This window comes from Pirellulales bacterium (genome assembly GCA_035499655.1).
Classification (GTDB): Bacteria; Planctomycetota; Planctomycetia; order Pirellulales; family JADZDJ01; genus DATJYL01.
On record DATJYL010000021.1, the window covers coordinates 49,432 to 63,615 of the forward strand.

At 59.5% G+C, this 14,184-nt stretch carries 9 protein-coding genes; 5 read left to right on the top strand and 4 right to left on the bottom strand.

From position 1 onward, the window contains the following. The first annotated feature begins 76 nt into the window (after positions 1 to 76). Entirely contained in the window at positions 77 to 772 is a 696-nt protein-coding gene (locus tag VMJ32_01280) for an NAD(P)H-hydrate epimerase (protein HTQ37625.1), read from the top strand. Positions 773 to 827: 55 nt separating this feature from the next. Here the strand turns inward: VMJ32_01280 and VMJ32_01285 are convergent, their stop codons facing one another. Further along, entirely contained in the window at positions 828 to 2,300 is a 1,473-nt protein-coding gene (locus tag VMJ32_01285; GenBank protein ID HTQ37626.1) for a DUF1501 domain-containing protein, read from the bottom strand. Between the two features lie 91 nt (positions 2,301 to 2,391). Further along, on the bottom strand, positions 2,392 to 4,884 hold the full coding sequence (locus VMJ32_01290; protein HTQ37627.1) for a DUF1549 and DUF1553 domain-containing protein: 2,493 nt from the start codon (positions 4,882 to 4,884) through the stop codon (positions 2,392 to 2,394). Between the two features lie 348 nt (positions 4,885 to 5,232). Between VMJ32_01290 and VMJ32_01295 the strand changes: the two genes are divergently transcribed. Next, complete coding sequence (locus VMJ32_01295; GenBank protein HTQ37628.1) at positions 5,233 to 6,135, top strand: sulfurtransferase; 903 nt, start codon at positions 5,233 to 5,235, stop codon at positions 6,133 to 6,135. Positions 6,136 to 6,137: 2 nt separating this feature from the next. Next, on the top strand, positions 6,138 to 6,578 hold the full coding sequence (locus tag VMJ32_01300) for a SufE family protein (protein HTQ37629.1): 441 nt from the start codon (positions 6,138 to 6,140) through the stop codon (positions 6,576 to 6,578). A 53-nt stretch (positions 6,579 to 6,631) separates the two neighbouring features. On the opposite strand, the gene VMJ32_01305 is transcribed toward VMJ32_01300, so the two are convergent. Next, a complete protein-coding gene (locus tag VMJ32_01305; protein HTQ37630.1) occupies positions 6,632 to 7,567 on the bottom strand; it encodes an SDR family oxidoreductase in 936 nt (311 codons plus the stop codon). 324 nt (positions 7,568 to 7,891) lie between these two features. Here VMJ32_01305 and VMJ32_01310 point away from each other — a divergent pair, with 324 nt between their 5' ends. Continuing rightward, entirely contained in the window at positions 7,892 to 8,833 is a 942-nt protein-coding gene (locus tag VMJ32_01310) for a diadenylate cyclase (protein HTQ37631.1), read from the top strand. An 86-nt stretch (positions 8,834 to 8,919) separates the two neighbouring features. Here the strand turns inward: VMJ32_01310 and VMJ32_01315 are convergent, their stop codons facing one another. Next, positions 8,920 to 10,533, bottom strand: a complete 1,614-nt coding sequence (locus tag VMJ32_01315; GenBank protein ID HTQ37632.1) for a hypothetical protein — start codon at positions 10,531 to 10,533, stop codon at positions 8,920 to 8,922. A 285-nt stretch (positions 10,534 to 10,818) separates the two neighbouring features. Between VMJ32_01315 and polA the strand changes: the two genes are divergently transcribed. After that, on the top strand, positions 10,819 to 13,830 hold the full coding sequence (gene polA / locus VMJ32_01320) for a DNA polymerase I (protein HTQ37633.1): 3,012 nt from the start codon (positions 10,819 to 10,821) through the stop codon (positions 13,828 to 13,830). Positions 13,831 to 14,184: the final 354 nt, after the last annotated feature.

Genomic DNA, 14,184 nt, shown 5'->3' on the forward strand with positions numbered 1-14,184 from the left:
CGGCAATCATCGAAAACGATGGAAGCCCTGGGGTTGCAACCCCAGGGCTTTTTTGTTTACTGGAAGCGGGATTTTTATGTTGATTCTTAGCCGAGACAAGGTGCGCGAGGTGGACCGCCGGGCCGTGGCCGAGTACGGCATGAGCGGGCTGGTGCTGATGGAAAACGCTGGGCGGGGCGCGACGGATGTGCTGTGCAGCCAATGGGCAGGGGGCGGCAGGTTCGCAGATCCGCGGATGGTAGTGGTGTGCGGTAAGGGGAACAACGGCGGCGATGGATTTGTAATTGCCAGGCACTTGGATTTGCGCGGCTGGCCGGTGATGGTGCTGTTGCTGGCCGAACCGAAGGAATTGCGGGGCGATGCGGCGGCGAATTTCGGGATTCTCGAAAAAGCCGGATTGGAAATTCAAACGTTTGGAGCGCCGCTGGATGAGGCGCGCTTTCGCGCGGCGCTGGCGGGGGCCGGATATTTAGTCGATGCGATTTTGGGGACCGGCGCCACGGGGGAGCCGAAATCGCCGTATGCCGAAGCCATCAATCTGATGAACGCCAGCGGCGTGCCGATTCTCGCCGTCGATTTGCCCAGCGGATTAGATTGCGACACCGGCGCGGCGGCGCGGCATACGATTCGGGCGGCGAATACGGCCACGTTTGTGGCGGCCAAGCCAGGATTTTTTGTGGCCGGCGCAGATCAATACGTGGGGGAAATTCACGTGTGCGACATCGGCGTGCCGCGACGGTTGGTGGAGGAGGTTGCGCGCTCGGCACGCTAAGCCGCAAGCGGATGGCGATATTCCCCATTCCACACTCCCCATTCGTCGTCGTCATTCACGCGATGATGTCTTTGATGACCTTGCCGCTGGTGATGGTGAGGCGTTCATCGCGGCCGTTGTGCTGGAAGGTGAGCTGCTCGTGATCGAGTCCGAGCAGGGCCAGCACCGTGGCGTGAATGTCGTGGATGTGGGCCTTGTTTTCGACGGCGTAGAGGCCGATTTCGTCGGTCGCGCCGTAAACCGTGCCCGGCTTGATGCCGCCGCCGGCCATCCACATGGTGAAACCATAAGGATTATGATCGCGGCCAGTGCCGCTTTCGCTCATCGGCGTGCGGCCGAACTCGCCGCCCCAAATCACGAGCGTGCTGTCGAGCAAGCCGCGCTGCTTAAGATCTTTAAGCAGGCCGGCAATGGGGCGATCGGTTTCTTTGCAATACTGGCTGTGATTGCCTTCCACATCGGTGTGGGCGTCCCATTTGCTGCCGGAGCCCATGTAGAGCTGCACGAAGCGGACGCCCCGTTCCACCAGCCGGCGGGCGAATAAACAGTTGCGGCCGTTGGCGGCGGTGGCTTGCTGATCGATGCCGTACAGAGCAAGCGTGTCGGCAGTTTCGCCGGAAATGTCAGTGGCTTCCGGAGCGGCGGACTGCATGCGATAGGCGAGTTCGTAGGAGGCGATGCGGGCTTCGAGGTCTTTGTCGTCCTCGCGGCCCAGAAGATGTTGGCGGTTCAGTTGCTGGATGAAATCCAGTTCGCTGCGTTCCCGTGCGGCGGAGTAACCGGCTGGCGGATCGACGTGCAAGATGGGCGTTTTGCCGTCTCGGAATTTGGTGCCCTGGTACGTGGCGGGCATGAAGCCGGTGCTCCATTGGCGGCTGCCGCCGGGTGGTTCTTGGGGATAATCGGTCAGCACTACGTAGCCCGGCAGGTTTTCGCAGGCTGTGCCGAGACCGTAGAGAACCCAGGAGCCCATACAGGGGCGGCCCATGAGAATGCTGCCGGTGTTCATTTCGCAGACGCTGCCGACGTGGGTGAGTCCATCGGCCCAGCACGATTGAATGACGGCGATGTCGTCGACACAGGTGGCGATTTCGGGGAGCCAATCGCTGACCCAAATTCCGGATTGGCCATACTGTTTGAATTTCCGGGGGCTGGCCATCAGCGGCGTGTTGGCGGTTTTGCCCATGGCGGTTTCGGGGCGAGCGAAACTGGCCGGCAATGGTTGGCCAGCGAGCTTGTTCAGCGTGGGCTTGGGATCAAACAGATCGAGATGGCTGGGTCCGCCGTCGATGAAGCACCAGATGACCGATTTGGCTTTGGCTGAGAACATCGGCGATTTGGGCGACAGCGGATTGAGCGCGGCGGCTGTGAGATCTCCGGCGAGGGCGCTGTCGGTTCCGGCGCGGGCAATGGACGAAGCATCGCGGCTCAAGAGCGACCACAGGGCCAGCGCGCCGAAACCGCCGCCGGCGCGGAAGAGAAAATCGCGCCGGGAATGGGCGGATTCGTGGTGAGGAATGAGGGACATGTTTATAAAGCCGCGACCGGTGGTCGCGCTGAAAGTAAATTACGTTTTACACTGCTCGCGCGACCGACGGTCGCGGCTTTATACAGCAGGATCAGTCGACGTACAAAAATTCGTTGGTACACATCAGGGCGTGGCATAGATCGACCACGGCGGCGGCTTTGGCGCGATCGACTTTGGAGGGCAGAGGGAGAGGGAGTTGTTTCTCGTCGGGCGGTGCGGCCTCGGCGGTGATGGTGGCGGCCTGGGCGTCGACGAACTTTTCGGCGGCGGTGATTTCGTTTTCTTGCGGCGGGCGGCCAAAGGCTTGGGTGTATGCTTCGCGCACCAATTTGGCTTCGTCGAGTTGTCCGTGCTGGTCGCAGTCGGAGAGCAGTTTTCCGCTCCAGTGTCGGGCTGCGGCCTGGGTATCTTCGCCGTTGAGCATTTCCAAAGCTTGCGGAGCCGTGATGGTGGCGGTGCGGCGCGGGCAACTGTTTTGCATATCGGGCTGATCGTACGACTGCAACAGGGGAAGCCGCATGTTTCGCTGCGCGAGAACGTAAATGGAGCGGCGATTGCGGTCGGCGGGCTTTTGATCAGCGTCCCAACCGTACTTGGAATCTTCCAGCACTTGGGGCAACTCCGGCTTGGCGCTGGGGCCGTACATGCGCAGATTCAGTTGGCCGGAAACTTGCAACTGAGCATCGCGGAGCTGTTCGCCTTCGAGCCGCTGGCGGCGCGCGTGCCAGAGCAAATTATCGGCGGCGTCGGCAGTTAAGGCGGCGGCTTGGGCGGCGGACGATGGATCGATTTTTGACGATTGGCAATACGTAGCGGAGAGGACGATGAGCCGTTGGATGGGCTTGAGATGCCAACCCTCGGCAATGAATTCGTAGGCCAGCCAATCGAGCAGTTCTTGATGCGAGGGATTTCCACCCATGGCGCCGAAATCATTGGGCGTGGCGACGATGCCCTGGCCAAAATGATTGGCCCACAGGCGATTGACCATGACGCGGGCGGTCATGGGATTGTCGGCGCGGGTGAGCCACTCGGCCAGCGCAGTGCGGCGGCCGGTGGAAGCGGGCTTTTCGGGGGGCGGGGTAATTTCCGGTTCGCTGGCGCCCAAAAAGGCGGGGAAGCCGGGCGCGACTTCCTGCTCCGGCCGGAGATAATTGCCGACGGCCAGGACGCAGGTGGGGGGTGGTTGACCGTCGCCATCGGCCACGGCCATGGCGGTGGGTAAGGACTCGGGCTTGATGGCATCGTACTTCGACAGCTCCTCCATCTGCTGATCGTACTGTTTTCGTTCGTCCGGATTGCAGCGGCGATAGGCGCGTGCGATGCGGGAATCGATCCATTCTTCGGCCTCGGCGACGAGCTGTTTTTGGAAGCAGGAGCGTTTTTCCGGCGGCGTGTTGATGGCGGCCAAGGTTTGCGAATCGTAGGCGGCAATGGCGTCTTGTCGGGCGGCTTCGCGCTCGTCGGACAGCTCGTTGTCGATGCGATCGCGGATGGGCTTGGTGGCCTGCTCCCACGTTTCCATGCGCTTGTCGTAATTTTCGACCTGGTCTATGGACGCAATGGACACACCATCGGCAGGCAGGATGGCGGCAAAACAGGCCTGGAGGCGGTAAAAATCGGTCTGCTTGATGTCGTCAAACTTATGATCGTGGCAGCGGGCACAACCGATGGTCAGGCCCAGGAAGGCCAGGCCGGTGTTCTCGGTGATGTCGTCGAGGATTTCCTGGCGCTGCTGCACCATGTTGGAAGCGTTGATATCTTCCGGGTAGAGGCGAATGAAACCGGTGGCGATGAGGGCATCTGGATTGTTGGGCTCCAATTCGTCGCCGGCGATTTGCTGGCGGACGAAGCGGTCGTAGGACAGATCGCTGTTGAAGGCGCGGATGACGTAGTCGCGATAACGATGGGCGTCGAGACGGAGGCCATCTTTTTTGAAACCTTCGGTCTCGCTGTAGCGGACGACGTCGAGCCAGTGCTGGGCCCAGCGTTCGCCGTAGCGCGGCGAGGCCAACAAGCGATCGACCACTTTGGTGTAAGCGTCGGGAGAGTGGTCGGCCAAAAAGGCGGCCTGTTCTTCCGGCGTCGGCGGCAGACCGGTTAAATCGAACGTGACGCGCCGCAGGAGCGTGAGCTTATCGGCCGCATTGTTGGGCTGGAGTCCGGCGGCTTCGAGCTTTTGACCGATAAAATCGTCGATGGGGTTGTGGGCCCAGCCGTGCAATTTGCTGAGCGTGGGAACATTAGGACGGGTGAGCGGACGGAAAGGCCAATCGCCAATTTTGAACAGCCCGGTTTTGGCGGAGTTTGAGCTCGAGCTGGAAGGCAAGGGCTTGGCGCCCGAGGCAGGTTTTAAAATGCCGGTCGGGGGCGAAACTGCGGCGATGGCTCCGTCGGCTTGCTTGGCGGCAACAATCGCGTGCGCAGCGGGGGATGAATCCAGACCGACTTGGTCCTTCGCCAGGGCGCAAGTTGCTCCTGCGGAGAGCCAAATCAATAGGTTAAACAGTATTCTAACCGTGTGGCCCGCATATCCATTGCGTGGCCGGGCCGCCTGGACAGCGGCGAGCCCCTGGTTGGGGATCATGCGTGTGGAACCTCTGGCGCGAGAGCGTCGGGGTACGTGTGTGTGGAAAAAAGGGTGAGTGTGTTGTGGCGGCTTATATTAGTGTCTAACCGCCATTTTTGGCAATCAAGGTTTTTTCGTATTTCGGGAGCAATTCTTGCCAATTGCGGGAGTAAAACTGCTGTTGTATGCTGAAGGGGTGTAAAGAGTTAGGAATTAGGCGATGGTTCGATGCGGGTGGTTGGGTGTAAGTGGGGACATTGCCTGGGGCGAATAACCCTCGCAATATACTCTTATTGGTTAGCGAATTTGGCCGCCGGGTGACAGCAGCGCTCCGCCGGGCGAATTGAATATAGAAGGACAATAGTTATGACATCCTACGCACACCCTGAGGTGTTGGTTTCCACCGTCTGGGTGGCCGAGCATCTCAACGATAACAGCATCCGGATTGTGGAATCGGACGAAGACGTGCTTTTGTATACCCAGGGGCACATTCCCGGGGCGGTGAAAATCGATTGGCATACCGATTTGCAGGACGCAATTGTGCGCGATTACATCGGGACGCAGCGGTTTGCCGGGCTGTGCCAGTCGAAGGGAATCGAAAACGACACGACAGTGGTGTTTTACGGCGACAAAAATAACTGGTGGGCCTGCTACGCGTTTTGGGTGTTCAAGCTGTACGGTCACGAAAAATGCCTGATTATGGACGGGGGACGGAAACGGTGGGAATTGGATGGGCGGGCGTGGACGCGCGATGCGGAGCCGACCTATCCGCAGACTCGTTACGTGGCCAAGGAGCCCGATTTGTCGATCCGAGCCTTCCGTGAAGAAACCCTGAAGCACAGCCGGGGCGGCAAGCCGCTGGTGGACGTGCGCTCCAACGGCGAATACACCGGCGAGCTGCTGCACATGCCGGACTATCCGCAGGAAGGAGCGTTGCGCGGCGGGCATATTCCGGGGGCGGTGAGCATTCCGTGGTCGAAGGCGGTGCAAGAAGATGGCACGTTCAAGCCGGCCAAGGAACTGGAAAAGTTGTACTGCAAAGAAAACGGCCTAAGCCGCCGGGGCCGGACCATTGCCTACTGCCGGATTGGCGAACGGAGCAGCCACACGTGGTTTGTGCTGAAATATCTACTGGGCTTTGGCAACGTGAAAAATTACGACGGCTCCTGGACCGAATGGGGCAACATGGTCGGCATGCCGATTGCCAAGGGGAGCGAGCCGGGCGGGGTGGCCGCACCAGAAAAACCGCAGACGGCGGTGGCGGGGTGAACATGCCCGTTGCCAGGCTGGATGAAATTGTCGGCGAGTTTGCTGATTTGGAGCCGCGGGAGCGGTTGGAACTGCTGCTGGAGTTTGCGGAGAATTTGCCGCCGCTTCCGGCCAAATACGAAGCGGAACGCGATGCCGGGCTGCACCGGATTGCGGAGTGTCAAACGCCGACGTTCATTTGGGTGGAACTGGTCGAGGGGCGCGTGGAAATTCACGCTTATGTTGCGCCTGAAGCGCCCACGGTTAAGGGCTTTGTGGGAATTCTGATTGACGCTTTCAACGGAGCCACGCCCGAGGACGTGCTGAGCACACCGGAAGATTTGCTCAAGCGGTTGGGCTTGCTGGAATCGCTGGGGATGGTTCGGATGCGCGGGTTAGCGGCGGTGCAGCATTACATCAGGCAGCAAGTGCGGAAAGCGGCGACTGGACGGGAGAGTGCATGATGCACGGCGATCAGCGCTGGGCAAGCCCAGCGGCTATGTTGCGAATCGCCTTCTCACGTCATTTTGCGCACCAACCAATCGCCGAGGCGCGGAAACAGATGGATGGCGGCGATGAACAGGCGGGCCAGGGGGGGGTAAATGAGTTCCGGCTGGCGGCGGCGGCAGGCGGTGAGAATGGCCTGCGAAAGTTTTTCCGGACGCACTGGCGAAATTCGCACGCCGGCTCCCGGTTTGGCGGCGCGCGGGGGCAGGCCTTCCAGTTGATCGGCATAACGATCGGCGGCATCGTCCCGGGCGATGGGACCGGGTGAAACCAAAAGCACGTGCACGCCTTGCGGTTGCAGTTCTAAGCGAAGTTGCTGCGTGTATGCGGCCAGGGCGAACTTGGTGGCGGCATACGCGCCGACATAGCGGCTGGCGGATTTTCCCGACAGCGAGCCGATGTTGACGATTTGCCCGCGGCTGCGGAGCAAATGGGGCACCGCCGCCCGAGTGCAACGGACGGCGCTGAGAAAGTTGATGTCCATTAAGTTGGCGAAATCTTCGGGGGTGGTATCGAGCAGAGCGCCGCGGGTGGAGCGGCCGACGTTGTTGATCAGGACATCGAGGCGGCCGAAATGACGGACCGTTTGCTCGATGAGGTGTTCGACCTGATTTTGCTGCGTGACATCGGCGGGAATGGCGAGCACTTGGGCGCCTGAGACCCGCAGATCGGCGGCGACGGTTTCCAGTGTGTCGGCGGAGCGGGCGGAAACGACGACCTGAGCTCCGGAACGGGCAAAAGCTTGGGCCAAGGCGCGGCCCAATCCGCTGGAACCGCCGGTGATGAGCACCACTTTACCGGGCCAGAAGCCGGTGGCTTGACGCGCTTTAGGCGCGGTTACGGGCAAGGGCAGGGGAGGGTCACCGGCGGCAACCACAGCCACGCTGAGAGCGGCTGAAGGGGTCGGCGATGAGCCGCGCGGGGGCATGGCTGATATCTCGCTCATCGGCATTCAAATGATTCGTAGCGGTTCAATCGAACCCAGCTCTGTTCAATTTTAGTCTAACCCTGGGCCGGATGTTTGGCCAGCACAATTGGCGGTCGTGGCCCAATCTGAAAAATGTAGTGGCGTCTGTCCCTAGACGCCGGCAATTTTTTCGAACAAAACGGCTGAGGACAGCCGTCGCTACATCTATTTTCTTCCACATTGGGCCACTACCCATTTGGCTGCATTGTGCTTGCCCGATGCGAATAAAGTCCGTACGATGCGGCACGAAGACGTCTTTGCGCCTTCGTCAGCGGCACGTCAACTCCAACCAGGCAACGCTGTTTGAATCAGCCCATCACCGTGCAAAAGATTACCGAACAATTCCAGAGCATGATTCATCTGGCCGCTGAATTGGCGGACGTGGTGACTGCCGATGCGCTGCTCATTTTGCTGGAAGGGCCCACCGCCTGGCAGGAGCTGCGCGAAGTGACCACGGGGCAACGGGTGGTGCTGGCGGCCGACTACATGCAGGAATTGGACGGAGCGGCGGAGGCTGGGTTTCCGATGGTGGTTTTGAACATGGCGGAAAGCCCCGTGCACGAAAAGCTGACGCAGGCGCTGTTGGAAAGCGTGGCCGACGACATTTTGGCGGCCGGGGCGAAAGTGGTGGCCATTTACAGCGGCTTTGAAGCGGAGACGATCGATTCGATCAGCGTGATTCATTTGGACGAGCATTTGGGGCGGCTGACTTCGCACGATTTGCGGCAGTTGGAAGAGAAGGCGCCGCTGGATACGCTGAAAACCGTCGTCGAACTGGCCGTGGAAATTGGCCGCGAAGGGCGCGAAGGCAAACCAGTGGGGACGCTGTTCGTGGTGGGGGACACGCGGAAAGTGCTGGCCAGCAGCCATGCGCTGGTGTTCGATCCGGTGCGCGGCTACAGCCGTAAGGAGCGAACGCTGTTCGATCCGAAAGTGCGCGAGGGAATTAAAGAAATTGCGCAAATGGACGGGGCGTTTATTGTGGCGCTGGATGGGACGGTGGAAGCCGCTTCGCGGTACATTGACGCGTCGGCGGAAAGCATCACGCTTTCCAAAGGGTTGGGCGCGCGCCACTGGGCGGCGGCGGCAATCACGAAGAAAACCAAATCGGTGGCCGTGGTGGTGAGCGAATCGAACGGGACGGTGCGGATTTTTTCCGACGGTGAAGTGTTTTTGCGAATCGAGCCGTTCCGCCGGGCGATGAAGTGGAAAGATTTTGAATACGAGCCGCCGGCGTTGGATTGAGGTGCGTCGCTCGATCAACGTTTGACTACCTTGAAAAGCCCAGCACCCTCACCCCGGCCCTCTCCCATCAAGGGAGAGGGAGAAGTTCAGGTTGTCGACGATCCGAACAGCGAACCGGCGGTGGCCGTGCCTTGTAAGCCCAGCAGCCCGAATCGCCAGAGCTGTTGATTTTTCTTGATGATGCCCGTGGTCGAGCCGTAATCGGTCTGCACGGCGCCAACGTTCAAGATCGTGCCGAAGCTTTGGTGCGGAATGCCGACAGAAATATCGTAGAAGCCGTCGCCGTTGTAATCGCCGGTGGTGATGCTCGTGCCGAAGTCGTAGCCGGCGGTGGGAGTCGCTTCGGTCATGGTCACGGTTCCGGTTGCGGTGGGACCGGTATTGGAGCCGTAAACAATTTGGACCAGGCCGGCGTCTTTTACGCCGTTCACGCCGGCGAAGGGGGTGCCAATGGCGAGGTCTTCGAAGGTATCACCGTTGAAATATCCGACCGCGAGGGAATAGCCGAATTGGTCGCCGGCCGCGGAAGTGGAGCCTAAGGAAGTGCGGGTCAGGAGTTGGTTGTTTTTCGACACTAACCCATCCCCGGCGAGACTTCCAAAGAGCACCGTTACGGCGCCGGCGGATGCATTTCCTACCAGGGCGCCGGGCGCGCCGATGGCCAAGTCGGGAATAAAGTCGCCATTGAAATCGCCCGCGGCCAACGACCAGCCGAATTTGTCATAGATATTGGCCGAAAGTTTGACGCCGCCGATTCCAGGTTGCCAAATTTGATTGCCGGCGGAGGGGAGGCCGGTGGAATCGCCGTAAATGACGTTGACGCTTCCGCCGCGGGGAGCGGTGGGAGCGCCGATGGCCAAATCGGCGTAACCATCGAGGTTGAAATCGGCCGTGGTGAGCGCCTGACCGAAGGCGGCGCCTTGGCTGGGCGTGCCCAGAATTCCACCGGCGTGTTGTGTGATGATTTGTGGATCGCTGGATTCCAGGCCATTGGACGATCCAAAGATGACGTACACGGCGCCGGCTTTTTGAACGCCGTTGACGGTCATGAACGGCGCACCGATGGCCAAATCGGCGTAGCCGTCGCCGTTGAAGTCGCCGGTGGTGAGGGAATATCCAAATTCGGTTCCGCTTACCAACGTGGTTAATGGAAACAGACTAGTCTGCGTGAAGAACTGGCTGCCGGTGGGAACCAAACCCGTGGGCGATCCATAAATGATGCTGACCGCGCCGACGCTTTTGAGCACGCCGACTCGAACGCCGCCGATCACAGTCGGCACGCTGCCGGCGGTTCCCAGAGGCACGATGGCGTTTCGGCCGGGCAGACCCACGGCCAGATCGGTGTAGCCATCGCCGTTGAAATCGCCGATGGCGAGTGCGGAACCGTAGGCGTCGCCGGCTTGTGTGCCGCCGACCATTCCCGGCCGGCTCATGGTCCACAGTTGGTTATTGGCGGTGGTCAGGCCCGTGCCGTTCTGGCCGTAAATGATGCTGACCGCGCCAGCGTCGGTGGCGGAGCCGGAAGTGAGGCCGGGCGAGCCGATGGCTAAATCGGTCAACCCATCGCCGTTGAAGTCGCCGGAGGCGGACAAAAGTTGGCGCGTTTCGAGCGATTCGAAGCGCAGGTGGCGTTTGGCAGCGGCTGATCGCGCCACAAGATTAGACCTTGTGGAACGACGAATTTTCCAGAAGTTCAGCATGGGATGGAACTCCACGGGCTGAGCGCAGCGTGGGCACTAAACTTTACGCCGCGGGCACAATCGGCGCGCACGCTGCGCGCCCTACAACTCATTAGTCCGTTACTCGGCATGCGGTTGACCGGCACTTGATTGGTTCCCAGCGGCGCTTGACGCTGGGCTGGCGGAGCCCCTACGATCCAGAGCACTGGGTCGCGTATAATTTGTACGTTTTACGGAAATCCGCACGATCAAAGCGGTGATTTTTCCTACACGGTAGAACCGGATTACTCGTTAGAGTTTGCCACGATGAAATCGCGATCGCGCAAAAAAGCGGAGCGTCAGATTGAGCTGCCCGGTTTGGGGGGGAATGAAGACGCTGCGGCTAATGGCGGCAGCGACAGGGCTGCGGAAGGGACGGCTGCGCGTGCTAAACCGCAAGCGGAGGTTGGATTGAAAGCAGGTGCGAAACCAGCGGCGGCTGATCCGCGAGCGCCGGCGGATTGTGAGTTTCCCGGTACGCCAGCGACCGGTGAAATGGGGGCAGATTGGGCCGAGCGGCCGGCAGAACCCTTGGAAGCGAAAGCCGCCGTGCCTGATCTGACGGGCAAAACGGTGTACGTGATCGATTCGCACTCGCTGATTTTTCAGGTGTTCCACGCGCTGCCGGAAATGACCAGTCCGCGCGGCGAGCCGACCGGCGCCGTGTTTGGGTTTGCCCGCGACTTGATGTTTCTACTCGACGAGAAGCAGCCTGATTATTTATTTGCGGCGTTCGATATGTCGGGGCCGACGTTTCGCCATGAGTTGTTCACAGGATACAAGGAACATCGCACGGAAATGCCGGACGATTTGCGGCCGCAGATTGTGAGCATTCGTCGGGTGCTGGCGGCGCTGGGGATTCCGGTACTGGAGTGTCCCGGCTATGAAGCAGACGATATTTTGGCCACGATGGCGCGGCAAGTGGAGCAAGCCGGCGGGGAGTGTCTGTTGGTCACGGGGGACAAAGATTGCCGGCAGCTTATTTCGGACCGCGTGGGAATTTTCAACATTCGCAAGAACTTGGTGTTTGACGCGGCGGCGCTGAAAGAAGAGTGGGGGATTCGGCCGGAACAGGTGGTCGATTTCCAAACGCTGGTAGGGGATTCGGTGGACAACATTCCCGGCGTGCCGCTGGTGGGACCGAAAGTGGCCGGCGAATGGCTGAACAAGTTCCAGACGCTGGATAACTTGCTGGCGCACGCCGACGAATTGCCGAAGGGAAAAAGGAAGGAGAATTTGCTGGCGGGCCGCGAGCAAATATCGGTCAGCCGGCGATTGGTGCGGCTGGATTCAGACATGGCGATTGCCGTGAATTGGGAGCAAGGGCGGGCGGGGCGGTTCGATCCGGCCGGGGCGGCGGAGTTGTTCGCGGAGTTCGGCTTTCATGGGTTGACGAATCAAATGCGGTCGCTGGCCAAGGCGGAGGCGCCGCAGTTCACGCATCAGTATGAAGCCATCACCACGCCGGAGCGATTGAAATGGTTGATCGGTGAAATGAGCCGCCAAAAGCAAATTTCGCTCGATACGGAAACGACCAGCGTTTATCCGCGCTGGGCGGAAATCGTCGGTTACTCGTTCGCTTGGAAACCAGGGCAGGCGTATTACGTGCCGGTTCGGGCTCCGGCGGGAGAGCCGCAGTTGGATCCGAAAGCGACGCTGGCAGCACTGCGGCCGGTGCTGGAAAACCCGGCGATTGGCAAGATCGGCCAGAACTTGAAGTACGACATGATTGTGCTGCGAAGCGCCGGCGTGGAGTTGGCGGGGTTGCAGTTCGACACGATGATTGCCAGCTATTTGCTGGATGCGGGGGAGCGGAATCACAATTTGGACGAGTTGGCCGGGCGGTATTTGAACCACGTGACGACGAAAATCGAGGCGCTGATTGGCAGCGGGAAAAATCAAAAGCGGATGGATGAAGTGCCGGTCGCCGAAATCACACACTATGCGGCCGAAGATGCCGACGTGGCGCTGCGGCTGATGCCGCTATTGGCGGCGCGGCTGAAAGAAGCGAATTTGGAACCACTGTTTCACGACCTGGAAGTGCCACTGGTGGAAGTGCTGGTGGAGCTGGAATTCAATGGCATTAAAGTGGATGCAGCACGGTTGGCAGAATTGAGTGCGCAGTACGGCAAGCGGATGACGGCGCTAGAACTGGAGATTTTCAAGCTGGCCGATCGGGAATTCAACATCGCCAGCCCTAAGCAGTTGCAGGAAGTATTGTTCGTGGAGCAAAAACTGCCGGTTCTGAAAAAAACGAAAACCGGACCCAGCACCGATGCGGAAGTGCTTGAGGAATTGGCTCGGCAACATCCGCTGCCGGCAAAGATTATTGAATATCGCCAATACGCCAAGCTGAAGGGGACGTATGTTGACGCGCTGCCGGCGATGGTACACCCGCAAACGGGGCGTGTGCATACGTCGTTCAATCAAATTGTGGCGGCCACGGGTCGCTTGAGTTCCAGCGATCCGAACTTGCAGAACATTCCCATTCGGACCGAGGAAGGGCGGGAAATTCGGTCCGCATTTTTGCCGGGGCAGCCCAATTGGTTATTGCTGGCGGCAGATTACTCGCAGATTGAGTTGCGGGTGCTGGCGCATTTTTCCGGAGACGAAACGCTGCTGGCGGCCTTCGAGCGGGACGAAGACATTCACGCCCGGGTGGCCAGCCAGGTGCATCATGTTTCGCTTGATCAGGTGACGCCGGAAATGCGGCGGGTGGCGAAAGCGGTGAACTTTGGCGTGATTTACGGGCAAAGTCCGTTCGGGCTGTCGAAAATGTTGGACATTGAGCAGGAGGAAGCGGCGCGGTTTATCGATGCGTACTTTAATGGCTATCCCGGCGTGGAAAAGTTTTTGCGCGAAGTACTGGTGCAATGCCGCAAGCAGGGTTACGTGACGACTATTTTAGGGCGGCGGCGCGCGATTCAGGGGGTGCGCGACATTACGCTAACTAAGCCGGGCGATCCGGCGGCGCGGCAGAGGACCCTGCCGGAGCGGACGGCGATTAACACGGTGATACAAGGGAGTGCGGCCGATTTGATGAAGCTGGCGATGTTGAATATTCACCGACGCTTGCAACAACGAGACACTGCCAGTTCAGCCCCGCGGCTTCGCTCTCGCATGCTGCTGCAAATTCACGACGAGTTGATTTTCGAAGTACCTCCAGACGAGATGGAGGCCATACAACAGCTGGCTCGTGACGAAATGTCGGGCGTCATGTCGCTGGCCGTACCGCTGAAAGTTGACTTGAAAACGGGAAAAAATTGGGGCAGTTGTTAAAGAGAGTTTCAGAATACAATTTACTCACCAGTTCTAGGGTTTAAAGAACACGCTGGTTAGCTCCCGTGCGAGTTCAAATGTGCACCTGCATGGTATTAATTTTTCATAAGATGCTAGCGAAGGTTTAGTACGTGGGTTAGACTCAACGTATAAAGTATCGAGGCCTCATTATTTCACCCTCACAGGCTTTGCTTCGCGAACGTTGCGGAGCATAAAAGGGTCTTAGCGCGTCGGCACGCGGCCACAGGTACTTCTGGGACAGAGTTCGGAATTTGATGCCGTAAGTTAACGGCGCCGACTCGCGTGCATCGTTGGTTCATTTGCCCTAGGACGAATCAGAAAAATGTCGTACGG

Bases quoted from the DNA above. Each gene is read 5' to 3' on its own strand.
- VMJ32_01280 (HTQ37625.1), top strand. From the start codon at position 77: ATGTTGATTCTTAGCCGAGACAAGGTGCGCGAGGTGGACCGCCGGGCC.
- VMJ32_01285 (HTQ37626.1), bottom strand. From the start codon at position 2,300: ATGTCCCTCATTCCTCACCACGAATCCGCCCATTCCCGGCGCGATTTT.
- VMJ32_01290 (HTQ37627.1), bottom strand. From the start codon at position 4,884: ATGATCCCCAACCAGGGGCTCGCCGCTGTCCAGGCGGCCCGGCCACGC.
- VMJ32_01295 (HTQ37628.1), top strand. From the start codon at position 5,233: ATGACATCCTACGCACACCCTGAGGTGTTGGTTTCCACCGTCTGGGTG.
- VMJ32_01300 (HTQ37629.1), top strand. From the start codon at position 6,138: ATGCCCGTTGCCAGGCTGGATGAAATTGTCGGCGAGTTTGCTGATTTG.
- VMJ32_01305 (HTQ37630.1), bottom strand. From the start codon at position 7,567: ATGAGCGAGATATCAGCCATGCCCCCGCGCGGCTCATCGCCGACCCCT.
- VMJ32_01315 (HTQ37632.1), bottom strand. From the start codon at position 10,533: ATGCTGAACTTCTGGAAAATTCGTCGTTCCACAAGGTCTAATCTTGTG.
- polA (HTQ37633.1), top strand. From the start codon at position 10,819: ATGAAATCGCGATCGCGCAAAAAAGCGGAGCGTCAGATTGAGCTGCCC.